This is a genomic window from Cytobacillus gottheilii (assembly GCF_001636345.1).
Classification (GTDB): Bacteria; Bacillota; Bacilli; order Bacillales; family Cytobacillaceae; genus Cytobacillus; species Cytobacillus gottheilii.
Genome location: NZ_KV440945.1, coordinates 4,159,456 through 4,182,676, shown reverse-complemented (window position 1 = coordinate 4,182,676; position 23,221 = coordinate 4,159,456). Strand labels below are relative to the sequence as shown.

Annotated in this window: 20 protein-coding genes, 1 pseudogene and 1 riboswitch; all 21 genes and pseudogenes read left to right on the top strand. The window is 36.8% G+C overall.

Annotation, left to right across the window (positions count from 1 at the left end):
* Nucleotides 1–21 precede the first annotated feature (21 nt).
* Complete coding sequence (locus tag A6754_RS20325) at nucleotides 22–486, top strand: hypothetical protein (protein ID WP_066450196.1); 465 nt, start codon at nucleotides 22–24, stop codon at nucleotides 484–486.
* A complete protein-coding gene (locus A6754_RS20320; protein WP_066450192.1) occupies nucleotides 441–716 on the top strand; it encodes a hypothetical protein in 276 nt (91 codons plus the stop codon). The genes A6754_RS20325 and A6754_RS20320 overlap by 46 nt, the downstream gene beginning before the upstream one ends.
* 31 nt (nucleotides 717–747) lie before the next feature.
* Entirely contained in the window at nucleotides 748–1,125 is a 378-nt protein-coding gene (locus A6754_RS20315) for a CPCC family cysteine-rich protein (RefSeq protein ID WP_066450186.1), read from the top strand.
* A 43-nt stretch (nucleotides 1,126–1,168) separates the two neighbouring features.
* Nucleotides 1,169–1,609 (top strand): DUF4275 family protein, encoded by a 441-nt coding sequence (locus A6754_RS20310; RefSeq protein ID WP_040342972.1) that lies wholly within the window; start codon nucleotides 1,169–1,171, stop codon nucleotides 1,607–1,609.
* Between the two features lie 334 nt (nucleotides 1,610–1,943).
* A complete protein-coding gene (locus tag A6754_RS20300; RefSeq protein ID WP_016202197.1) occupies nucleotides 1,944–2,378 on the top strand; it encodes a YhfM domain-containing protein in 435 nt (144 codons plus the stop codon).
* 43 nt (nucleotides 2,379–2,421) lie between these two features.
* A complete protein-coding gene (locus tag A6754_RS20295) occupies nucleotides 2,422–2,808 on the top strand; it encodes a YxiJ family protein (RefSeq protein WP_066450184.1) in 387 nt (128 codons plus the stop codon).
* Between the two features lie 943 nt (nucleotides 2,809–3,751).
* Nucleotides 3,752–4,768, top strand: coding sequence for a siderophore ABC transporter substrate-binding protein (locus tag A6754_RS20290; protein WP_066450180.1), 1,017 nt, complete (start codon nucleotides 3,752–3,754; stop codon nucleotides 4,766–4,768).
* A 19-nt stretch (nucleotides 4,769–4,787) separates the two neighbouring features.
* Nucleotides 4,788–5,804: an ABC transporter permease gene (locus A6754_RS20285; protein WP_066450178.1), complete on the top strand. Its 1,017-nt coding sequence runs from the start codon at nucleotides 4,788–4,790 to the stop codon at nucleotides 5,802–5,804.
* Nucleotides 5,801–6,865 (top strand): iron chelate uptake ABC transporter family permease subunit, encoded by a 1,065-nt coding sequence (locus A6754_RS20280; RefSeq protein ID WP_066450176.1) that lies wholly within the window; start codon nucleotides 5,801–5,803, stop codon nucleotides 6,863–6,865. Before A6754_RS20285 ends, A6754_RS20280 begins: the two co-directional genes overlap by 4 nt.
* On the top strand, nucleotides 6,862–7,614 hold the full coding sequence (locus A6754_RS20275) for an iron ABC transporter ATP-binding protein (RefSeq protein WP_066450172.1): 753 nt from the start codon (nucleotides 6,862–6,864) through the stop codon (nucleotides 7,612–7,614). Before A6754_RS20280 ends, A6754_RS20275 begins: the two co-directional genes overlap by 4 nt.
* A gap of 49 nt (nucleotides 7,615–7,663) precedes the next feature.
* A complete protein-coding gene (locus tag A6754_RS20270; protein WP_066450169.1) occupies nucleotides 7,664–8,386 on the top strand; it encodes a dihydropteridine reductase in 723 nt (240 codons plus the stop codon).
* Between the two features lie 70 nt (nucleotides 8,387–8,456).
* A riboswitch (SAM riboswitch) is annotated at nucleotides 8,457–8,554 on the top strand.
* An 86-nt stretch (nucleotides 8,555–8,640) separates the two neighbouring features.
* The gene (locus A6754_RS20265; RefSeq protein WP_066450166.1) at nucleotides 8,641–9,393 is read left to right on the top strand and encodes a cyclase family protein; all 753 of its coding nucleotides are present in this window, start codon (nucleotides 8,641–8,643) and stop codon (nucleotides 9,391–9,393) included.
* Nucleotides 9,394–9,611: 218 nt separating this feature from the next.
* Complete coding sequence (locus tag A6754_RS20260; RefSeq protein WP_066451784.1) at nucleotides 9,612–10,103, top strand: YehS family protein; 492 nt, start codon at nucleotides 9,612–9,614, stop codon at nucleotides 10,101–10,103.
* A gap of 390 nt (nucleotides 10,104–10,493) precedes the next feature.
* Nucleotides 10,494–14,258, top strand: a complete 3,765-nt coding sequence (locus tag A6754_RS20255) for a PDDEXK-like endonuclease domain-containing protein (protein ID WP_066450163.1) — start codon at nucleotides 10,494–10,496, stop codon at nucleotides 14,256–14,258.
* A 292-nt stretch (nucleotides 14,259–14,550) separates the two neighbouring features.
* Nucleotides 14,551–15,660: a phosphatidylglycerol lysyltransferase domain-containing protein gene (locus tag A6754_RS20250; protein ID WP_066450160.1), complete on the top strand. Its 1,110-nt coding sequence runs from the start codon at nucleotides 14,551–14,553 to the stop codon at nucleotides 15,658–15,660.
* Between the two features lie 34 nt (nucleotides 15,661–15,694).
* Nucleotides 15,695–16,084, top strand: coding sequence for a GtrA family protein (locus A6754_RS20245; RefSeq protein ID WP_066450155.1), 390 nt, complete (start codon nucleotides 15,695–15,697; stop codon nucleotides 16,082–16,084).
* 175 nt (nucleotides 16,085–16,259) lie between these two features.
* Nucleotides 16,260–16,946 (top strand): response regulator transcription factor, encoded by a 687-nt coding sequence (locus A6754_RS20240; RefSeq protein ID WP_066450151.1) that lies wholly within the window; start codon nucleotides 16,260–16,262, stop codon nucleotides 16,944–16,946.
* On the top strand, nucleotides 16,946–18,211 hold the full coding sequence (locus A6754_RS20235; protein ID WP_066450150.1) for a HAMP domain-containing sensor histidine kinase: 1,266 nt from the start codon (nucleotides 16,946–16,948) through the stop codon (nucleotides 18,209–18,211). The genes A6754_RS20240 and A6754_RS20235 overlap by 1 nt, the downstream gene beginning before the upstream one ends.
* A gap of 121 nt (nucleotides 18,212–18,332) precedes the next feature.
* Complete coding sequence (locus tag A6754_RS20230) at nucleotides 18,333–19,094, top strand: ABC transporter ATP-binding protein (RefSeq protein WP_066450145.1); 762 nt, start codon at nucleotides 18,333–18,335, stop codon at nucleotides 19,092–19,094.
* A gap of 10 nt (nucleotides 19,095–19,104) precedes the next feature.
* Nucleotides 19,105–21,441 (top strand): ABC transporter permease, encoded by a 2,337-nt coding sequence (locus A6754_RS20225; protein WP_066451782.1) that lies wholly within the window; start codon nucleotides 19,105–19,107, stop codon nucleotides 21,439–21,441.
* A gap of 182 nt (nucleotides 21,442–21,623) precedes the next feature.
* Nucleotides 21,624–23,183 (top strand): annotated as a pseudogene (locus A6754_RS20220) (IS1182 family transposase); the annotation flags it as partial.
* Nucleotides 23,184–23,221 lie beyond the last annotated feature (38 nt).

The window sequence follows — 23,221 nt, the reverse complement described above, 5'->3', positions numbered from 1 at the left end:
TGGTTTAGGAGGTGTCTATAAATGTCAGATGTAAAATTGTTCACAGCTATTTATATTCCAGAAACACCATTTGTAAATGGGGGATTAAAGCCTAAGAGTACAAAGAAAAATAATTTTGATTTGCTGGAAAGCGAAAAAATAGCGGATACTCTTTATCATTTTATTTATAAAAAGGATGAAATACAAATACACAGCTATTATTATATTGGGGATTTAGAAGATGCCTTGGAAAGATATTTATTTGTGGAGAACAATGATTTATATGATGACTTTGTTTCACAGTTTTGGGGTGGTGGACAAAGGTATTGGGAAAGTGGTATGGATACCTATTTAGATATTTATAGCCCCGAAACCGTACTTGAACAGCTAAATCAAGCATATAAGAATCATTTTTATGAAGAGGATGAACCGACCCTTTGTGCCATATATTTGGACAACAGATGTGGCATAGTAATGCCTATCTTATTGCCAATCGAACAGCTTTAATCGAACTTAAAGAAGCGATTGATGTTGCATTAAAGCATAAAGAAATAAGGTTAGGGTTATCCCCTTCAGATGGAGAGGGTTACGATTTATTTATTAAATGTGTTGAGGATGATTTTGAATGGGAAGAGTTAGAAATGCCATATCACGATAGAGATTGTTATGTACCTGATGAAACGGTAGGGATTCCACCACACAAGGCATTTAAGCAGTATAAACGTCATTTGCGGTAAAAACTTTATCTGACTAAAGGGAGAGATTAGATTGAAACGGGAAAAGTGTCCTTGTTGTGGTTTTCCAACAATTGAAGAACGGGGAATATTTGATATATGTGAACTTTGTCATTGGGAAGACGATGGACAAGACGACCCAAATGCGGATGAAGTGTGGGGAGGTCCAAATGGTGATTATTCCCTTACAGAAGCGAGAAAGAATTTTAAAGAACACCTCATTATGTATCGAGATAGGAGAAATATAGAAAAACAAACCGATAAAGAAGTTGAATTAGAAAAATCTTTAATAAGTATGTTTGTTGAATTAGACAAGTGCAAACCTGATTCGTTGGAATATGAGGCACTTTGGAGGAAGATAAAGTCATACGAAAATATTTTAATGGAGATTTCTTATGAAACATACGGTTAGCAATTTGATTATATAAAAAGTGGGTGTCATGTTGGAAAATATGATGGATTTAGTATCTTTACTAAGAATGAAAAAAGTAAGAGTGATAGAAATACCTAAGTGGGGGACATATCTGCGAAAGCAATGGGAAGATAACTTTGTCAATCATCTTAGCGATAAAGAAAAGAAATCTATTTATCTTTATGATGAAGATGGTTGCTGTGGCTACCTATGGCATGTATTTAGTTATGAAAGAAGGAAATGCTTAAAAGAAGAACAAGCTGATATAACATTTAACAAACAATCAAAACAATCTTGCTATGTTTTTTATCAGCATACGGATGATGCTTTTATACTTGAAAATGCGTCACCTTTAACAGCCGAGGACTTTATAAATGAAGAAGATGTTTACGTAGTAGATAAAGAGTTTAATTGGACTTATGTAAAAACTCATGAAACAGGTTGGTGTGGTCCATATTTCAGTCAAAAAGACAAAACAAACTAAGCTTTATGGATTGATTAGCAGTCAATCGTGATGACATTGATAGTTAAAATTGACGGATATTATCACCAAGTTCTAATTAAAGGGAATAGGTGTTCAAAACAGGAACTTATGAAAAGGTACATAAATTCCAAAACTCTTACTTCAGATATTTTAGACCTTCCAGCTATATTTTGCCGAATTAACTGTTTTGACCAACTTGCCTATAACGAAGATACAGAGGTTGATTTTGTGATTGATACCGACACCGATAGAATATATAAACCATCTTATTAAGTGGGCAACTCTGCTCACTTTGTAAAGGTCATCATTTTGATGATAGAGGAGAGAAAATAGCTTGAAAGTTATATTTTCGATATTAACAATTTTATGTGTTGCAATCGCTTTAATAGGTTGCCAATTACAACAAGAAGAAACAATGGTTCTTTTAGATGGAAAAATATCAGAAATTAAAATTTCAGAGTCGAATGGAACAGGAGAAATGAATGAGGAGATTATTCTATCAATTAAAGATGATGAATCATTAGATGTTTTTGAAAAGGCGATTACGACTGCTGTCAAACAACCAGGGGAGGTTAAGATATCTGAACCTGATTACGATGTAATGGTGGAATACGAGGCGGAAGAAGGGGGACTGCCTACACATGGAATTCATTTATGGTTAGGAAAGGAAAATGAGAAGAGTACGTTTATGTATATTACCGATGATTCTATTTATCTTACATCCCCACAAATGACAAAGGAGTTAAGAAGGTTGATACTATCGAAATGATTAACGTAACAGGAAATAATGTGGAAGATGCGGAGAAAAGGAAATGGATTTGAATGATATTGAAAGACAACTGGTACTGATAAATGAGAAATTGCAGAAACCGTTCCCCTATAGAGATACAGATAAAATCCAAGAAGATTACAGTAATGCTTTTTCCAAGTTATCTGATGATGATAACTGGTTGACAGCGGATTTTAATACTTATTGCATGAACATCGCTGGGTCTTTAAGTTATGTTTTAATAGGGAAATCAAATATAATTCCAAAAGGTCAAATAGAAATGTTGAGGTTTTCATTCTTTGAGTTCTTTAAACAATATAGATTTTTTGAAGATAACATAACTCAATATGATGGATTTTACCAAGAATATATGGATTTTGAAAAGGCAAGAAAATTGCTGTTGCAATATTTATCTACATATATGAAATGAGTTGTGGGATTAAAATGCTTTATACTCCCTAATCCCTTTAATCCTATTCCCTGCAGTAACTATGTAACCCAATAATAAACTCCTGTGCCACATAACAAACCTCTGTCATAATCAAAATAAAGTCAAAGGATTCCTGTGGAGAACGTGTGGACAAAGGCAGGAAAAAAAGAAAGAAGAAAGAGGGTGGGAACAAGAATCCCATCCTTTTTTGCCCGAATAAAAAAGCGAGAGAAAAGCCTGATAAAACCTTGTCCTATCAATGCTTGAATAAAAGTATGAGGGGTTCATAAGAACTCCATAATCCCGAAAAAAGAGTAAGAAAAAGCAGGAGAAAAAGGCAGGAAGAAAAGCGAGAAATCCCACGACATTATTTTAAGAATTAATAAAGTTGTGGCAGAAAAAGTGAGAAGAAAATCGGGAAAATTTGTGATTTGTGCAGGACTCTATTTTATATGGTAGAATTCAGGTAGCGTAGGAATGCAGGAATGGCAAGGGTTTGAGAAAATGAGTGTAGCAATACTTAATTATTACTGAACATAAGATAAATAAGACTGACACATTAAATCCCGGATTCTCTCAACAGAAATCCGGGATTTTTTGCATTATCAGTCCACCCTTTCCTCCCTCTTTTTCCTTTCAAATCCCACTCAATTCCATCTAACTCCCAGGACAAAAAAGCCTCCAACAACCCCTAATTGAAAAAATAAGCACAGTAATTGAGAAAATAAACCAAATTTAGGGTTGATTTTTCTAATAATCTTGTTATATACTTTGGTAGAACATTGCAAATGATAATCATTATCAACGTTTTATCAACTAGCTGAGCACTATGTTAAACATCTATTTCATTCAGCAAAAATAAAACATAGGTAGTCGTTTTATCATTTCAATAATCTGTTAGTTTTATAACAATTTATAATACATAGGGAAGAAGGTATGAGAAATGGGGAAAATTAAATTAACGATCATTATGGCAATTTTTGTCTTGATGCTGGCGGCTTGTTCAAGTTCAGATACTGCAAATAGTGAGCCTGAGGCAAGTGAACCTGAAACAAGTGAGGACGCTGAGCCTGAAACAGTTGAAATCACTGATGCTCATGGAACGGTTACAGTTCCTGTCAATCCTAAGAATGTAGTTGCTTTGGATAATAGAACGTTTGAAACATTAGAAGCTTGGGATATTGAGTTAGCTGCTGTACCCAAAGCAGTAATGTTAGAAGATTCCCCATATGTAGCGGATGAGAATGTACAGGATATTGGAAATCACCGTGAACCAAACCTTGAAATATTAGCAGCTGCAGATCCTGAGCTTGTTATTGTGGGTCAAAGATTTTCAGGATTCTATGAAGATATTAAAAAGTTAGTGCCTAATGCTGCGGTTATCGATTTAAATGTTGACGTTTCTGAGGAAGCTGAAGCACCTGGTGAGAATTTGGTAAATGGTTTTAAAGAAACAACTCTTACTTTAGGGAAGATTTTTGATAAAAATGAAGAAGCTGAGCAATTAGCAGCAGATCTTGATGCAGCAATTGAAAAAGCGAAGTCTGCTTATAATGGCAGTGATAAAGTGATGAGTGTGATCGTTTCTGGCGGTGCTATTAATTTCTCAGCTCCACATACTGGACGTGTTTGGGGGCCGTTATATGATATCTTTGAATGGACTCCAGCTTTAGAGGTTGATGAAACGACTACAGATCACCAAGGCGATGAAATCTCAGTTGAGGCGATTGCACAAAGCAATCCGGATTGGCTGTTCGTACTAGACCGTGATGCGCCAATCTCTGGTGAAGCAGATAAAGTTCCAGCACAGGATGTAATTGATAATTCACCTGCTCTTCAAAATACAACAGCTGTTTCTGAAGGACAGATCGTTTATGCACCAATGGATACGTACTTAAATGAATCAGTGCAAACTTTCATAGAGTTGTTTGAAAGCATTGCTGCTGCTCTAGCAGAGTAGTGTAAAGGGGTTTAACATAGTGCAGAAAAATATCATAGCCGGGATTGAGAAAAATTCTCAATCCCGGTTGTATAACCAAAATAAAATATGGACAAAACCTTTTATACTGGCGATTATCGTTGTTTTAGGTCTAGGAGTTGTCTCGCTTTTTACTGGAGTCTATGATATAAGCGGGCAAGATGACGGGATGGAAATGTTTTTTATCACTCGTGTGCCAAGAACAGTTGCACTCATGCTTACCGGAGCTGCGATGGCAATGGCAGGGCTTGTTATGCAGCTTATTACACAGAACCGTTTAGTTGAACCTACCACAACAGGTACGATTGAGTGGGCAGGCTTGGGGCTTCTAGTTGTTTATTTATTTGTTCCAGGACCATCTTTGGTTCTTAGAATGACGGGTGCGATCATTTTTTCATTTGTGGGCACCATGATTTTCTTTTTATTCTTAAGAAGGGTCAGACTTCGTTCCTCTTTAATTGTTCCGATTATTGGTCTGATGCTGGGTGCAGTTATTTCAGCTGTTTCCACCTTTTTAGGACTCTTTTTCCAAATGTCGCAAGTGATTGAAGGCTGGTTTGTCGGTTCTTTTGCGTCTGTTCAGGCTGGAAGGTATGAGTATTTATGGATCATTGTCATTGTTACAGTTCTTATTTTTATTTATGCAAACAGACTGACTTTAGCTGGCCTTGGAGAAGATGTAGCAACAAGTCTTGGAGTTAATTATAATACGCTCATTCTTTTGGCTAATGGTCTTATTGCGGTTGCAGTTGGTATTGTTGCAGCAGTAATTGGGAACTTGCCTTTTTTAGGTTTAATAGTCCCAAATATCATTTCCATGATTAGAGGAGATGACCTTAGAAGTAATCTGCCTTGGGTATGCTTGATCGGTATGGGGACAATTACTCTATGTGACATCATTTCTAGAACCATTATTATGCCTTTTGAAGTACCTGTCTCTTTAATACTTGGATCAGTCGGATCGGTTGTGTTTATTTCGATCTTATTGAGACAAAGAAAATCAAGGAGGCTAAGATGAACGCTTTAGAATATAAAAAGAAAGAAAATATGAAGAAAATCGATTTTAGCCTCCATAATAAAAGCAGGTCTGCTAGTGCTTTTCGCACGAAGAAGGATGAAAAACGGTATTGGATTCTGCTTATAACATTGATTGCTTTGGGTCTTCTCTTTGCATTCGGCCTTTTGGTTTATAACAATCCGGTACCAGTTGATTCACCTTCGTTCATTCCAGTTGTTGAAAGAAGGATCGTCGCTGTTGTGGCCATGCTGATTGCGGCCATTTGCCACAGTTTGTCGACTGTTGCCTTCCAATCCATTACGAATAATCGCATTATAACGCCTTCTTTATTAGGCTTTGAATCACTGTACTCAACCATTCATACGAGTACAATGTTTATTTTTGGTGCTAGCGCAATGGTGAGTTTTAGCGGCATTGGACCATTCTTTCTTCAAGTTTGTCTTATGGTCTTAATGAGTTTGATCCTGTATGGCTGGCTGCTTTCGGGGAAATATGGGAATTTACAGCTTGTGCTTCTGATCGGAATTATTATTGGAACTGGGCTGAATACGATATCCGCTTTTATGAGGAAACTCCTTGCGCCATCAGAATTTGACCTTCTGCAGACAAGATTAATTGGTTCTGTTAATAATGCCGATCCAGCATATTTTCCGATTGTCATTCCAATGGTCATCATTGTCGCATTATTGCTTTATGTTTTTTCCAGGAAGTTAAATATATTGTCACTTGGAAAAGATGTCTCTACTACTTTTGGCGTTAAATACCAATCAAATGTCATTTACACACTGGTACTTGTCGCTGTTTTAATGTCGATATCAACCGCTCTAGTTGGACCGCTTACGTTCTTTGGCTTTTTAGTTGCCATTTTGAGTTATCAGGCTGCGCCAACTTATGATCACAAATATATTTTTCCTATGGCTCTTGCTATCGGGTTCTTTGTTTTAACGAGTGCATACTTTTTAATGTATCATGTATTTAATTCTCAAGCTGTTTCCGTTTTTATTGAACTGTTTGGCGGAATCGTATTTCTAATCGTCATTTTAAGGAAGAGGTCGCTATGATAAAGATTGAAAATGCTAGAAAGCTATATACGGAAGAAGTAAAAATTGGACCTTTGAATATTGAAATACCAAAGGCTGGGTTCACTTCTTTAATTGGACCCAATGGTGCTGGAAAGTCTACGACACTATTAATGATTGGAAGGCTTCTGGATTTGGATGAAGGTCAGATCATGGTAGCGAATATGGATGTTACTTCTTCGAAATCAAATGACTTAGCAAAAATTGTTACCATTTTGCGGCAGGAAAATCATTTTGTGACGAGGCTAACGGTTAGACAGCTGGCCGGGTTTGGACGCTTTCCTTATTCAAAGGGAAGATTAACGAGAGAAGATGAAGAGATTATCTCTAAATATATCGATTTCTTAGACTTAACGGATCTGGAAGACAGATATTTAGATGAGCTTTCAGGCGGCCAAAGACAAAGAGCATATGTCGCAATGGTGCTTTGCCAGGAAACTGAATATGTGCTTCTGGATGAGCCTTTAAACAATCTTGATGTTGCCCGATCTGTTCAAATGATGGAATATTTGCGGCATGTTGCGAATGAATTTGGCAGAACCATTTTGACTGTTATGCATGATATCAATTTCGCTGCTAAATATTCTGATCGAATTTGTGCGATGAAAGAAGGACAAATTGCGGCATTTGGTACTGTAGAAGAGGTTATGGATCCAAAACTTTTAACAGATATTTTTGAAACGAAAATTGAAATTATTGAAGGTCCTTATGGGCCGATAGCTGTTTATTAGATTATTAAATTAGTAGATGAAAATGGAACACACAATGAGGAGGATCACCATGCAAATATATTGGGTGAAAATTAACAAGATTATTGAAGAAACACCTGAGGTAAGAACGTACCTGCTTGCCTGTCCGCAAGATTTTACATGGGAAGAAGGTTCTCACACCCACTTCGCATTAGAAGGTTTTAATGCAGGAGATAAACCCAACCGCAGCCTGATTCGCCATATGTCCATCTCCACTTTACCTCAAGAAAATGCGATTGGAATCACAACACGCATTAGAGAGCAATGCTCTGAATTCAAAACGATACTAAAAAACCTTACAGTTGGCGATGAAGTTGCCATCTTTAAGACCCACTCAAATGTTCCGCTGAAAAGAGAAGGGAAAAATATTTATCTGCTGTCATCAGGTGTTGGCCTGGCAACGTTCAGACCGCTCTTACTTGATTTCTTAAACCGAGCTGACGATGTTAATCAGATTCATTCCTTAAACATCGATTCATCAAAGCAGTTCTTGTTCACAGATGTTTTTGCATCTGCACCAGATAAAAAGGTTACATCACAGTTCGTTGATAACCGTGAAGAATACTACGAAGAAGTGAAAAATCTGGCTGCAGACAAAGATGGTCTCTACTATGTTGTCGGCAGTGACGAATTCCTTGTGCAGAATATCAAAGTGCTTCTGGAGCAAGGCATTAAGGCTGAACAGATCATGCTGGATAAGCATGAACAGCAGCTGGCTGAGTTTCTGCCGCTTCACTTGTCAAATGAAAGATAAATACTTTTGTATTGACAGGTGAGTATATTAACTATATGGTAAATACAATAACTTAATATTTAGAAAATTTTTCTTATCCAGAGAGGTGGAGGGACTGGCCCTGTAAAGCCTCGGCAGCGAACTTTTAAGTTTGTGCCAATTCCAGTAGCGTGTGCTAGAAGATAAGAAGAGCGGCAGCAGTTTATGTTTATATATCCCTCTTCTTATTTGTGAAGAGGGATTTTTATTTTAAAAAGATTGGTGAGGTGCTGGTAATGTCAACTGTAAAAAATGCGAATGATTTATTGCAGGCTATTGAGGTACTGAAAGGGAAGGAATGGGTCGATCTCACACATACATTTGGACCAGATTCTCCTCATTTCGCTGCATTTGAAGATGCAGAAATCCAAACACTTTTTACACATGATGATGGCTTTTTTGCACAGCGTTTTAATTTTCCAGGACAGTATGGTACCCATATTGATGCTCCTATTCATTTTGTTCGCAATAAGCGTTACTTAGAGGAACTCGGCCTCAAGGAATTGGTTCTGCCTTTGGTTGTCATCGATCAATCAAAGGAAGCGGAAGAAAATAATGATTTTATTCTAGGTGTTGAAGATATTCTAAAATTTGAAGAGAAGCATGGAACCATCGAAGCAGGCTCCTTTGTCGCATTGCGTACGGATTGGAGTCTTCGCTGGCCGAACAAGACTGCTTTTGAGAATAAGGATACAGAGGGAAATAGTCACACTCCAGGCTGGGGAATTGAGGCTTTAAAATTCTTATTTGAAGAAAGAAATATCAAGGCTGTTGGCCATGAAACATTTGATACGGATGCAGCGATCGATGTTCGTAAAAATGGATCTCTAATTGGAGAATACTATGTACTGGAACAGGATACCTATCAGGTTGAATTATTAACCAATCTCAATAAATTGCCGGCCAAAGGTGCTGTTATCTTCAATATTTGTGCAAAGCCCGAAAAGGCTACAGGTTTTCCAGTTCGTTCTTTTGCTTTGCTGCCTTAAAGAGGAAAAGAGCCTCTCCATATGGAGGGCTCTTTCATTTTTGGAGAGATAATTGGTTATGATAAAAATATTCGGAAACCTTGAAAGAGGTTTAGCGGAAACTTCATGAATAGAACGAAGATCAAATGATTTTATGTTAAAATGAGTAATGCCTTTCAGAAGGTATTCCACACGTGTTTTTAAGCAGAACCGTACAAGTTATAGGAGGAAGTAGAATGATCGATAATAATGATCTATTAATCCGTTTAAGATATGCGTTAGAAATCAAAAATAGCCAAATGGCAGAGATTTTTAAACTGGGCGGCCATGAGGTTACCGTTCCAGAAGTAGTGAGAATTCTCAAGAAAGAAGACGAAGAAGAAGAGACAGACCGAATTAAGCTAACAAACAGCATGCTGAATTCATTCTTAAATGGCTTCATTATTTATAAAAGAGGAAAGCAGGAGCCAAAACCAGGCCAAGAAACTACTCCGGAACCGCCCATCAAAAATAACTCAAGCGTGAATAACATCCTTTTAAAGAAGGTTAAAATCGCCTTGTCTCTCACAACAGAAGACATGATTGAAATATTCAAATATGCCGGCTTAAATGTATCAAAAGGTGAACTTGGTGCGTTTTTAAGAAAAGAAGGTCATAAAAACTATAAAGTTTGTATGGACCATTTCGCGAGGAACTTTTTGAAAGGGCTAGCGATTAAGTATAGAGGCTAGGCGGTATTTTAATGCTGCGGAAAAAAACAGCATCTACGTAATATGTAGATGTTTTTTGTTGACCTCTAATTAACTGGAAATAGCACCAAAAAGCTCAGAACTAACGGTACTGGGCTTTTTTGCATTATTTTACTGAATCTTTTTTTACTTAACCAAAGGAAGAGTTTTGACCTTAATGTTTTGGGAAAGTAATTCCGCTATTTTTAATTTTATAATCTATCTAGGATTAAAAAATATCTATTCAATATCTATACTAATTACTATTATTTACATAAGTATAAAGTCATGTTTTGTCTTTTATTGTAAAAAAATAGGGGTTATAATAAATGTACTAATATGTATATAAATTCACATAAAGTATGTATAGATCATTTTGAAATAGGTGATGAGATGAAGCAAAAGTTGGTTCATTTGAAAGACAGGTTAAACGATTTAAGCAAAAGGAACCGGTCGATTCGAATGTTGAAACTCTATGATAAATGGGCATTTGATATCCATTCAATAAGTAAGCTAAAGCAAGCAGATACAGAAACGATTATTGAGAAAATGATGAAACAAAAGGGAAAAGCATTGCTCCTTAAACAGGACCTTAATAACGATGATACTTTAGTTCTTTCTAATAAAATTAACTCTTTGTACAGGAATATCAAAGGAATTGAAGAGGAAACAGGGCTTTATGATCTGTTTGTGGGATACCCTTATATTACAGGAACAATGCTGGATGGTACTTTTATTAGAGCTCCATTATTTTTATATCCTGTTAGACTTGAAAAAGAAAAGGCGAGCGGAACACAGTGGCAGCTGGATTTTAATGATGGAGAAATTCAACTAAACCGAACGTTATTTCTTGCTTTTAAAAAATTCAGCGGAATTTCTGTACCTGAACAAATCTTTGAGGAAGCTGAGGAACAAGCTAGTTCTGGGAATTTCCTAAAGTGGTTATCATGGCTTAAAAAATACTCTTTAAATATTCTTTGGTCAAATAATCATGAGTTACAGGCGCTGAAAAACTATAGACAAGATGAAGTGCCAGATTTTAAATTAGGACAATTTGAGTTGGAAAACTTGGCTATCCTGGGGAACTTTCCACAAGGAAATTCCGCTTTACTAAAGGATTACGATGACCTAATTGAAATAGTTGAAGATGATAATGCCCATACGGATCTTGGAGTAGTTGGACAGCTGCTTCAAGCTGGAGTTGAATATGATGCAGGGCAGGATTATGAGGAAATGGAAGAAAGAGAACCAATAGAAACGAGAGAGAAAGAAAAATTCTTTGTGTTAGATACTGATGCCTCACAAGAAGAAATTATAAAAGAAGTGGATAAACAGAAAGGTATTGTTATTCATGGACCACCTGGTACGGGAAAGTCGCAGGTCATTGTCAATTTAATCGCAAATGCCATCTCTCAAAACAAGAGGGTTCTACTGGTTTGTCAAAAAAGAGCTGCTTTAGATGTTGTTTATCAGCGTTTAGATTCGATTGATTTATCCTCTCAGGTAGCTTTGCTGCACGATGAAAAAAATGATCGCAAGTCATTATACAGAAAAATGCATAGTTTACTTGAGATTCATGGTGCGGAGGTTAACCATGAGAATGAACTCAACCAATTATCATCAAAGATTGAACAATATGAATATCAATTAAATGCAATAGCAAAAGGTCTTTATGAAGTTCAGCATCATGGATATAAAGCTTATGAGTTATATGGGCAAAGTAAACCCGTAACGAGTATTGAAACTATTTTGAACATGGAAGATATTATCTTATCTTTAAATAAAAATAACCTGGAAGAAACTTTAGTTAAAATTTTCTCTTACGGAAAATACTATAGCAGATTTGGCAGTCCAACTTATCCTTTAAAAGATAGATATCCTTTTACAAATCTAGAAATGAAGGATTCTTTAAAAGTAGTTGAAATTCTAAAAAATGTACTAGAAAAAGCCCGTAAGAGTATTGAATATCTGGAGAAATTTGAGCAGGAATTTATCACACCAGAATACAGTTGGAATATTAGCGACAAATTAGAAAAGATTTATGACGATTTAAGTCTTGAGGAAAAAAGAACCTTACAGAAATTGCGGCTTTGGTGGTGGACTTCATTTACAGGAAAGACAATTATAGAAGAATTATTGAATGAAGACAAATTCAAAGGTCTTTCTTCTAAAGAGTGGCCAAGACTAAGAGAAAGCCTAAGATTTCTTTATGAGCTTTCTCAGGTCTCCGAGAAAATGTCAAAAGAAGTGGGCACATTAAAAACTTATTTCTCAAAAGATGCCATTGATCAATTGAATAATAGAATAACGAAAGGTGATATTCCTTTAAGTGATTTCCAGCAGCAGCAAGAATTTATGATCCAAGATTTTGAGGAACTAAGGAACATGGATCGACATTACGAAGAGAGTCTACCTTATATACGTAATACCATTGATCTCCTGAAGGAAAAGACTGGCGATCATGTTCATAATCAGCTTGCGGAAGAATGGCTGGATATAGTAAAACAATCAGCCTATATTCATTGGATTGACCAAATTGAACGGAAGCACCCTGTATTAACAAAGATTGGTACAGAAGAGATACAGGAAGTGCGCGAAAATTTTAAAAAGTTGCTAGTTCAAAAAAGAGATTTATCAGTAAAGGTATTAATCAATCGTCTTCTAAAGAAGCTGCAGAATGCGAAAGAGTATAACAGCAAAGCAATGAAAGAACTAAAGCACCAGGTTGGAAAGAAACGTATGGTTTGGCCAGTGCGAAAGCTCGTTAGGCAGTTTTCAAGCAATGGATTACTAGATGCAATGCCAATATGGCTGACATCTCCTGAAACGGCATCTGCCATTTTTCCTTTGCAGAAAGATCTGTTTGATGTAGTTATATTCGATGAAGCATCACAATGTACGGTTGAAAATGGGCTTCCTTCAGCATATCGGGGTTCAACACTTGTTGTAGCAGGTGACGAAAAACAGCTTCCGCCATCAAGTTTATTTAAAGGCGGAATTCAAGGAGATGAAGATGATGAAGAACAGATGGAGCTGCAAGAATCTGAAAGTCTTCTCAACTTGTCTAAACGAATTTTGCCTGAAAGAATGCTGCAATGGCACTACCGTTCAAGATCAGAGGAATTAATTAATTTTTCCAATCATGCTTTTTATAATGGCAACATCCAAGTGGCACCAAATGTGCAGCCTCTGAAATCACCGGCGGCCATTCAATGGAGAAGAGTAGATGGAAAGTGGATTGATCAATGTAACCGGATTGAGGCAGAGGCAGTGGTAGCCTTAATTAAGGATATTATGGTTATGAACCCAACAAAATCAGTTGGTGTTATTACATTTAACGCGAAACAGCAGGAGAAAATTCTGGATAGCATTGAAAGCGAAGTTGATAAAGATCCTGAATTCGGAGTGATTTACCAGCAGGTGATGAGTAAGGAACTAGACGAACGGCTCTTTGTGAAAAATATTGAAAATGTTCAAGGCGATGAACGAGATATTATTGTTTTCTCTATAGCTTATGCCAGAAATGAAGAAGGCCGAGTGTACAATCGATTTGGAACATTAGGGCAACAAGGGGGAGAAAACCGATTAAATGTTGCGATTACACGAGCAAAAGAACAGATTTATGTAGTCTCAAGTATTGAACCTAGTGATTTAAATGTAACAAATGCTAAAAATGATGGGCCAAGACTGCTTAAGAACTATTTAGAATATGCTAAAGCTGTTTCATCGTTGAGAAAGGATGAAGTTGAAGCTGTTTTAGTCCAATTAAATGAAGCTAAGAATACAAAAAAACAGGCAACAACCTTATCGTTTGATTCTCCATTTGAAGAAGAAGTCTATAGAGAACTAACCAAATTAGGATATAGATTGGATACGCAAGTAGGAATGTCTGGTTATCGAATTGATCTGGCTGTTGTCCACCCTGAACTCCCAGAAAAATATATCTTAGGTATAGAATGCGATGGTGCCATGTATCATAGTTCACCTTCTGCAAAAGAGCGAGATGTATATCGACAAAGATTCTTAGAATCTAAAGGCTGGATAGTTACACGAATATGGAGCCGCAACTGGTGGAGAAATTCAAGTGTTGAAATTGAAAGAATTGATAAAATGATTAAGCAAATGGTTGAGGACGAAAGAGTCAAGGAATTGGTCTGAAAAAATGATAAAGATATTTGCGAATGTACTCCGTGTATGGTGTACATTCTTTTTATTTAAAAAGAGGAATAAGTTTTACCGGGATAATTATTGTAATGTATCTACACAATCTGTAGATGTTTTTGTGACTTTTAAATAGCAGAATCTTGGCTACCCTTTGAACCGTGGAACAATCCGTGAAACAAGATTTTTCGGGGCGTCACAGTGACCATAATTTGTTTATATGAACAAGGTCCCGTTTATGGTATGATCAAATCTGTGAAATTTATCTATTTATCAGGAGGAAGGGCCTATGATTTTTATGAGAAATCTCAATTTTTTCTTTCAAAAACAACAAGTGAATAGGGATTTATCTGAAAATCAGCTGCAAGTTCATTCTGATAAGCTGTCAGCTTTTTTAAAAGAAAAAGGCGGCAATCATGTATCGCATTTAATTTTTTTACAAGATAAACAACAATTTTGGTCAAGTGATCAGAGTGTTTTAATTATGTATAAGCAAATTTTTAATAAATTCGTGGTTCTTGGCGATCCAATCGGAGACGAAGCACATTTTGGCAGAGCTATTAAAGAATTTAATGAATACTGTAAATGGAAAAAAGCAAAGCCGGTATTTTACCAAGTCACACCTCAGTACATGCAGCATTATCATGATGGCGGTTATCGATTTGTAAAATTGGGTGAGGAAGCTGTCATTAAGTTAAATCAATTTACACTTGAAGGAAAAAAAGCGGGAAAATTCCGAAATACGATGAGTAAGTTTTCCAGAAGCGGCTTTTCATTTAGTGTGGCAGAGCCTCCGCATTCACAAATGCTGATTGCGGAAATACAGGAAGTCTCCAATTCTTGGTTAGGAAGTCAGAAGGAAAAGGGCTTTTCGGTTGTTTCTTTTTGTCAAAATTATGTTTCGCATTTTCCGATTGCCGTTTTGCGTGACGATGCGGGAAAAATTACGGCGTTTGCTACATTAGCCGATGATTATAAACAGACACTGAGCATTGATCTGATGAGAAAGACCGAGAGCAGTCCTCCTGGTGCAATGGATATGCTATTTTTAAGCATTTTTGAATGGGCTAAAAATAATCAATTTCAAGAATGCAGTTTAGGAATGGCGCCTCTTTCCAATGTTGGAGATGGTCAGGATTCTTTTATGGCTGAAAAGATGATACGTCTGGTTTATCGCTATGGAAATAAAAAATATAATTTTAAAGGGTTAAGAGAATATAAAAGTAAATTTGCAACAGATTGGGAGCCGAAATATTTAGCATACAAAAAATCCTTTTTGCCTGTGATTTTTCTTCAATTAATTGTTTTGATTAACCGAAAGAGACAACTACAAGAAAAAGCGATCATCAACAGCAATGATATGTTTATAAAAAAGGTTTTTAGAAAACTAGATTTTTAGCGTCAGCTAATGTGATGGTAGTGAGGGGAAATATATGCTTTTGCAGAGAGATTTAATTATACGGTTTCTTAAATATAGCCTGGTCGGCTGCATCAGTGTGGGTGTGTATTTTCTATCTGTTTTTATTTTTATTGAAAAATATCAATGGGATCAGGTGATTGGATCTGCAGCTGCTTTTATCATCATGACGATTGTGTCGTTTTTAATAAACATTCGTTATACATTTAACAGCCGGTTTACTCAGCGTAAATTAGTTCGGTTTTTATTAGTTTCGCTGGTCGGATTTTTGTTGAATGTCATTCTTATATTTTTTATTGTTCATATTCTTTCTTTTCATTACTTCATTGGAGAGCTGGTAACTGTTCTCGTGATTCCACTGGTCAATTTTTTATTAAATAATTATTGGACTTTTCAGGGGGAATAATATATTCTTCGCGTTTTTAAAAGGCACCTGCATATGTATGCAGGTGTTTTTGGTGTATACACATAGTACTAATTCGAACCGTGGAACAACTTGTGAAACAATATTTTTCGGGGCGTCACAGTGACGCCATATTCTTGTACAATAAATATAAAGCAGACCGAAAGGAGTTCAGCGGATGTTCCTGGATTGTTTAATTGTCGATGATGAGGTTGCTTTGGCTGAGTCGACTTGTGAGTATTTTAATATGTTTGATGTGAAGTCTGAGTTTGTGACGGGGGCGGAGGAGTGCGAGCGCTTCCTGGAGAAAAATCAGCCGTCGCTGATTCTTCTTGATATTAATTTGGGAGATTCATCTGGATTTGACTTGTGCAAAAAATTGCGCCAGACTACACAGATTCCGATTTTGTTTATCAGTGCGCGTTCTAGTGATGACGATGTATTAATCGCCCTAAATATAGGGGGAGATGACTATATCCAAAAGCCATATACATTAAGCATCTTATTGGCAAAAGTAAAGGCTGTACTTAAAAGATATGGCAGCAGTCAAAGAAGCAGCCTGGAAACTATAGAGTTCGGCAATATTCAAATTGATACTAAGCTGCACCGTGTAAGGGTAAATGGAGTTGCTATTGGGCTTAAAGCAATGGAATACAAGCTTCTGTCCTACTTGGCGAATAATAAGAATCGAATCATCACAAAAGATGAATTGTTTCAGAATGTTTGGGGAGACGCCTTTGTAGGGGACGGAACCTTAAATGTCCATATTCGTCATTTGCGTGAGAAAATTGAAAAGGATCCTAAGGAACCGCAATACATCAAAACAGTCTGGGGAACAGGTTATGTTTTAGAGGATATCAGCTAATGAAAGTTAAGTTGTTAATCATGATTATACTTGCTGTATTTAGTGCAGGATTAATTTTCTCTATCCTCATTATAAAAAATAAAAATGTGCCAGTCACCGATCTGGCTGCCATTAATGATGTGGTGAAAACAGCTGAAGCAAATTGGGGAAATTTCAGCGAAAATTCATTCAACAACAGCGACATCAAACAATCTTTTGCTATCATAGATGATCAATCAAACGTGATCTATCAAACACCCGGCAATCATTTTACCGATTTATACGAAGCCATAAGAAATAGGGATACCATTGTAGACATACAGAATTATGACGAAACGGTTGGAAAGGTCATTATCCGCAATAATGAGCAAGAGCTTTTGCAGCAGATGAAGACGGAATTAATCACTTTTGTAAGTTTTATATTTGGAATATTGATGCTAGTTAGTATTCTTTATATTGTTTATATTCATAGAACACTATTAAAACCATTTCAGCAGCTTCAGCACTTTGCAGCGAATATAGCAAGAGGTCATCTGGATATTCCTTTACCTATAAAGAAGGATAATTATTTTGGTGCTTTCACAGAAAGTTTTGATTTGTTGCGTGAAGAACTTGATGCAGCCAAACAAAGAGAATATGAATCTAATCAGAGCAAGAAGGAGCTAGTGGCAACATTGAGTCATGATATAAAAACACCTGTTGCTTCAATTAAAGCGGTTAGTGAATTAATGCTCGTGCAGGCAAATGATGAGAAAGTGAGAAAGCGTGTGAACACGATTTATTCGAAAGCAGAACAAATTGACTTGCTCATAACGGATATGTTCCACGCCACTTTAGAAGAACTGCAGCAATTAAAGTTAACTGTTACCGAAGTATCAAGTGAAGAACTTCTTACCATGATTGAAAACGTCAATTATGATCAGCAAATTGTTTATGGTTCGCTGCCGCAGTGTATTATTTTAATCGATCCTGTAAGAATGCAGCAGGTCATAGACAATATTATTAGTAATTCCTATAAATACGCAGGTACACAGATCAAGATCAGCTCTCAAATTAATCAAGGTTTCCTTGAACTCCACATAATGGATTTCGGCATGGGAATTAGTGAAGATGAAGTGCCTCTCCTTTTTAATAAATATTATCGGGGGAGAAATGTGGAAGGGAAAACCGGTTCAGGTCTGGGTTTATACATATCAAAGTACTTTATGGAAAGCATGGACGGCCAAATTAGCTGTCACAGCCGAGAAGATGGTTTCACCGTCTTCCTTAAAATCAAGCTTGCGTAATAATTAAGAATCAGTTAAGAATTGCACAAAGATTTAATAAGAATTCATTTTGTATGATAAGACTGTACTCGTTTTTACAGTCTTTTTTTATTCTGTTAAATAGTAAGGGAGTTGCCAAGTTATGACAAAAACCATTATTAGAACGGAAAAGCTTTGTAAGACCTTCTCAAGTGGCGGAACGCAGCAGCATGTCTTGAAAAACTTAGATATCAGTTTACTGGAAGGAGATTTTACGATCATAATGGGCAGTTCAGGCTCAGGGAAATCTACTTTGCTTTATGCGCTTAGCGGTATGGACCAACCAACTTTAGGGGAAATCGATTTTGCTGGTAAAAGTTTGGCGAAGTTCAGCAACGATCAGCTGGCTGTTTTTAGGAGAAAGCATTGCGGGTTTGTCTTTCAGCAAATTTATCTGCTTGATAATATGAGTGTGCTGGATAACGTGCTGACAAGCGGCCTCTTAGTTAGTAAAAATAAGAGAGAACTCGTTCAAAAAGCCAAAGAATTATTAAAACAAGTAGGGATAGAGGAAAACTCATGGGCTAAGTTTCCAGCACAGCTTTCCGGCGGTGAAGCACAGCGGGTTGGAATTGTAAGAGCCATCATCAACAAACCAAAAGTATTATTTGCAGATGAGCCGACAGGTGCCCTGAATTCTGCTTCAAGTGACAGTGTTTTGGATGTTTTTACAGATATAAATACGAAAGGACAAAGTATTGTCTTAGTTACACATGATCTAAAAACGGCATTGCGGGGAAATCGCGTGATTTATCTAAAAGACGGAGTCATTTACGGTGATTTGCAGCTAGGGGCATTTAGTGAGAATAAGAACCTTGAGCGTCTTGAAAAGCTCAAACACTTCCTTGCAGAAATGGGGTGGTGATGTGAAGATAATGAAACTAGCCTTAGCTAATATTAGAAAAGGTAAATCAGCTGCTGTCTCTTTATTTATCTTTATAACGATTGCTGCAATGCTTCTTAATATTGGCCTAATGGTCATCACCCAAATGAATCCTTTTTTTGATCGGAAAGTTGAGGAATTAAGAGATCCCCATGTAGCCATTATGATGGATCAAGCTAGTTATCATTCAGGATATGACGAATTTTTAACAAACTACTCTGGGGTAACAAAAACAGAGACAGAAGAAATTGTCATGATGAACCTTGCTAAATTTAATTATGGAAGCAGTGAGTTAACCAGCAGTGTTGCCATCTTTAATGCAGAAAACAGCCGAAGTATTGGACCATTAAAACTGATTGAAAAATTAGATACTTCAAGTGCCAACGATATTTTTGTTCCTTATAGTTTTAAAACGGATGGAGGATACAAATTAGGAGATAGCTTTACCATCAGATATCTTGGTGCAGTCTATGAATATCACATAGCTGGATTCTTAGAAACGACCATTATGGGTACAACCAACATCGGAGTTATGAAATTCATGCTGCCGGAGAGAGCCTTTCTAACACTGGCAGATCATGTAGATGATTCATCAAATGGAATCATTCTATCTGCACTGATGAAAGAAAAAACTGAATCTCCGAAGCTTTTAAATGATTTCACTAAGAGATTTCCGCAAACAATTGCAGGAGAGACTTCTTCCTATGTATTAGGATTGGATACTGAAATAGTGAAAAATGTAAGTACGTTAACCATTAATATTATTGCGACTATACTGGTAGCATTTGCAGCCATTATTGTGCTCATATCACTAATTGTTATTACATTCCGAGTTTCTAATAGCATTGAAGATGGAATGGGAAATATAGGTGTATTAAAGGCAATTGGCTATACCAGCAGGCAAATTCTTTCATCCATTATCCTGCAGTTTATCGTCATCGTTTTTTGTGCGGGGGCTGCTGGAATTGCTTTGTCATACGTCTTAATGCCCTTCTTCGGTGGTGCTATTTCATCCTTATCTGGCTTAGTATGGCTTCAGGAATTTGATGTTTTAATAAATTTTGTAAGTATCATTCTATTAATTTTCTTAGTTGTGCTGGTTACCCTGCTATCAGCTTTTCGAGTCAGAAGGATTTTACCTGTCGAGGCACTGCGCGGCGGCATTCAAACGCATAGTTTTAGAAAAAATTACTTTCCATTGGAGAAAGAGAGAGGGAATCTTCATTTCCTGCTTGCGATTAAATCAACGCTCATAAATGCAAAACAAAATATAATGATCTTCATTATAATTAGTGCATTAACATTAGCTGCCATCTTTTCTGCAGTTCTGTACTATAATGTAGCTTCAGACAAAACTGCCTTTATTAATATATTCGGTACTGAACCTGCAAATGTAATGGTTAATGTGAGACCTGATGCCGATACAGGAGACATGCTGAATGACATTAAGAAAATAGATCATGTGAAAAATGTAAATTTATTCGACTTAATTACAGTAAAAATTGATGATCAAACTGTTTATACAAATGTTACACACGATTATAGCAAATTAGAAAATAATATAGTTTATGATGGCCGTCAGCCGATTCATGAAAATGAAATATCCATCTCATGGATTGTGTCCAGCCAAATCAATAAAGGTATTGGCGATACCGTTGAAGTAGAATATGGCAGTGAAAAGAAGCGTTATCTCGTAACTGGTCTCAGTCAATCTGTTGGGAATCTTGGACAGGTAGCCGCACTGACAATGGATGGCATGCAGCAATTACAATCAACATATAAAGGGACTTCTCTATATGTCTATTTGGATGGTATATCGAATAAAGACTTTATGAATAAAGTTGAGCAACAGTACGGTGATCAGATTGCTAAAACGTTAGATATTGACGATAATATTGAAACCCAAACGGGGATGTATACAGCTGCGGTATTTGCTGTTATGCTGATCGTTTTGACCATAACCGTCCTCGTTGTAGTATTAATTCTATATCTAGTAATCAAAACGGTCATTATTAAGCGTAAAAAAGAGTTTGGGGTCATGAAAGCAATAGGGTATACAACCCTTCAGCTCATGAATCAAATATCGATTAGTTTTCTTCCAGTTGTCACAGCTGGTGTAGTGATGGGTGGGATACTTGGTTATTTTTTCACGAATCCAATGCTGTCTCTATTACTCTCAAATGCAGGAGTTAAGCGGTTGGATTTCACCATTCATTTACCAACCATTCTACTAATCTGTATAGCGATCTTTGTTTTAGCTTATGTTGTCTCCATGCTTGTATCGCGAAGAATTAAGAAGATATCTGCTTATGGGTTGATTACGGAATAAACTATTCTCTGCTAAAAAGGCAAAAGGAGGCTGGGACAAAACCTACCTCCAAGATAAAAAAGCCGGTGAAATTTTACTCATTGTAAAATTTCACCGGCTTTTATCATTTTTAAATAAAAATAAGGACCACTTCTGATAAAATAAAGTCACCACAACAAATTCAATCAGAAAGAAGGGTCCTTATGTTTAAAGATTATAACATGAATCAAATTATTTTGCCTTTAGATTTAGCAGTGAAATTACAAGAAAATGATATCGCCTTTTCCATCCATCATTTAGTCGAAAGTATTCCTCAAGAAGCTTTTCATTCCTTTAGCCGACAGACTGGCTGTCCATCCTATCATCCACGCATGATGCTGAAAATTATTTTATGCGGCTACACGCAATCTACTTTCTCTGGTCGTAAAATAGAAGGATTATTGAAAGATAGTATCCGCATGATGTGGCTCGCACAAGGATATGAGCCAAGCTACCGCACGATCAACCGGTTCCGTGTACACCCCGAAATGAAAGAATTAATACGCCAATGTTTCGTCCAATTCCGATGTCAGCTGGTTCAGGAGAACCTGATTGATCAAGAAGCGATCTTTATTGATGGCACAAAAATTGAGGCGAACGCTAATAAATTCACGTTTGTATGGAAGAAAGCCATTGAAAAATTCCATGCCAATCTCATTGAAAAGTCTAATCAGTTATACAGCCAGCTCCTTGAAAATGAAATCATTCCTGAAATAAAAAGAGAGAATGAAGAACAGCTTTCGATTGAAGAGTTAAAGCAAGTCGCCAAACAACTAGATGAAGTAGTCGATGATTATACACAAAAAATTGAGAGCTCTGATGATGCAGAAGAGCGTAAACAGCTTCGGAGTGAACGGAAGTCACCAAAACAAATGGTAAAACAACTGAACGATTGGATTGCCCGCAAACAGAAGTATGAAAAGGATTTTAACATGTTTGGCACAAGAAACAGCTATTCAAAAACGGATCAGGATGCAACTTTCATGCGAATGAAAGATGACTATATGCAAAACGGACAATTAAAGGCTGGCTATAATGTACAAATCGCGACAGAAGGACAATACGCACTGGCTTATGATGTGTTTCCAAACCCGACGGATACCAAAACATTAATCCCCTTTCTTGACCGAATTGAACAGGAATTCTTTTCGTTGCCGAAATACATTGTGGCAGATGCCGGTTATGGAAGCGAACAAAATTATGATGACATTTTGACAAAACGCAGCTGTACACCGCTTATTACGTATAATCACTACTTAAATGAGCAAAAGAAAAAGTTCAAACAAGATCCCTTCAAAACAAGTAACTGGGAGTATGATAAGGAAAGTGATACGTTCACTTGTCCGAATGACAAAAAGGTCATGTTTCAATACCATTCAACTCGTTCCGATAAAAGTGGTTACAAGCGACAATTAAAGGTTTATGAATGCGAGGACTGTTCAGACTGCCCATTGCGATCGTTTTGTACAAAAGCACAAGTAGGTACAAATCGTAAACTCATGATCAACGAGAAATGGGAACAGCAAAAAGAATATGTAAAGACAAAGCTTTCGGAAGAAGAAACGGCTGCCATTTACCGTCAACGCAAAACAGACGTGGAGCCAGTTTTTGGATTCTTGAAGGCTAATTTGGGTTTCACTCGGTTTTCGGTTCGCGGTCAATCAAAAGTCGATAACGAAATCGGCCTCGCGTTAATGGCCGTGAATATAAGAAAATCTGCGGCAAGAGCGTAAGATCTTGCCTACCTAAGACCAAAATACAT

What these genes read in the sequence shown, in the direction of transcription:
- A6754_RS20270 (WP_066450169.1), top strand. Translation starts at nt 7,664, where the DNA reads ATGCAAATATATTGGGTGAAAATTAACAAGATTATTGAAGAAACACCT.
- A6754_RS20230 (WP_066450145.1), top strand. Translation starts at nt 18,333, where the DNA reads ATGACAAAAACCATTATTAGAACGGAAAAGCTTTGTAAGACCTTCTCA.
- A6754_RS20290 (WP_066450180.1), top strand. Translation starts at nt 3,752, where the DNA reads ATGGGGAAAATTAAATTAACGATCATTATGGCAATTTTTGTCTTGATG.
- A6754_RS20250 (WP_066450160.1), top strand. Translation starts at nt 14,551, where the DNA reads ATGATTTTTATGAGAAATCTCAATTTTTTCTTTCAAAAACAACAAGTG.
- A6754_RS20225 (WP_066451782.1), top strand. Translation starts at nt 19,105, where the DNA reads ATGAAACTAGCCTTAGCTAATATTAGAAAAGGTAAATCAGCTGCTGTC.
- A6754_RS20325 (WP_066450196.1), top strand. Translation starts at nt 22, where the DNA reads ATGTCAGATGTAAAATTGTTCACAGCTATTTATATTCCAGAAACACCA.
- A6754_RS20240 (WP_066450151.1), top strand. Translation starts at nt 16,260, where the DNA reads ATGTTCCTGGATTGTTTAATTGTCGATGATGAGGTTGCTTTGGCTGAG.
- A6754_RS20295 (WP_066450184.1), top strand. Translation starts at nt 2,422, where the DNA reads ATGGATTTGAATGATATTGAAAGACAACTGGTACTGATAAATGAGAAA.
- A6754_RS20310 (WP_040342972.1), top strand. Translation starts at nt 1,169, where the DNA reads ATGGATTTAGTATCTTTACTAAGAATGAAAAAAGTAAGAGTGATAGAA.
- A6754_RS20255 (WP_066450163.1), top strand. Translation starts at nt 10,494, where the DNA reads ATGAAGCAAAAGTTGGTTCATTTGAAAGACAGGTTAAACGATTTAAGC.
- A6754_RS20280 (WP_066450176.1), top strand. Translation starts at nt 5,801, where the DNA reads ATGAACGCTTTAGAATATAAAAAGAAAGAAAATATGAAGAAAATCGAT.
- A6754_RS20275 (WP_066450172.1), top strand. Translation starts at nt 6,862, where the DNA reads ATGATAAAGATTGAAAATGCTAGAAAGCTATATACGGAAGAAGTAAAA.
- A6754_RS20235 (WP_066450150.1), top strand. Translation starts at nt 16,946, where the DNA reads ATGAAAGTTAAGTTGTTAATCATGATTATACTTGCTGTATTTAGTGCA.
- A6754_RS20320 (WP_066450192.1), top strand. Translation starts at nt 441, where the DNA reads ATGTGGCATAGTAATGCCTATCTTATTGCCAATCGAACAGCTTTAATC.
- A6754_RS20245 (WP_066450155.1), top strand. Translation starts at nt 15,695, where the DNA reads ATGCTTTTGCAGAGAGATTTAATTATACGGTTTCTTAAATATAGCCTG.
- A6754_RS20265 (WP_066450166.1), top strand. Translation starts at nt 8,641, where the DNA reads ATGTCAACTGTAAAAAATGCGAATGATTTATTGCAGGCTATTGAGGTA.